The organism is Pantoea sp. EKM20T (assembly GCF_011800485.1).
Classification (GTDB): domain Bacteria; phylum Pseudomonadota; class Gammaproteobacteria; order Enterobacterales; family Enterobacteriaceae; genus Pantoea; species Pantoea agglomerans.
Window position 1 is genome coordinate 1 of the sequence record NZ_JAALFW010000059.1, and the last position, 219, is coordinate 219.

At 53.0% G+C, this 219-nt stretch carries 1 protein-coding gene; it reads right to left on the bottom strand.

Features of this window, described 5'->3' with window-relative positions; all coding sequences use genetic code 11:
- Positions 1-219: hypothetical protein (locus tag HFD94_RS22945; protein WP_207712428.1), on the bottom strand; the 219-nt coding region annotated here is incomplete at both ends.

A 219-nucleotide genomic window follows, 5' to 3' on the forward strand; every position in this document is an offset into this window, starting at 1 on the left:
GAGCGGCTTAAGGCAGCGGTCTTGAAAACCGCCGATGGGAAACCATCCGAGAGTTCGAATCTCTCCTCCTCCGCCACTTTATCTGCCCTGGGCAATAAAGCGGCAAAAATAGATGTTTTGCCAATGCAGTACAGTTTCAAAACGGAGGGGTGGCCGAGCGGCTTAAGGCAGCGGTCTTGAAAACCGCCGATGGGAAACCATCCGAGAGTTCGAATCTCT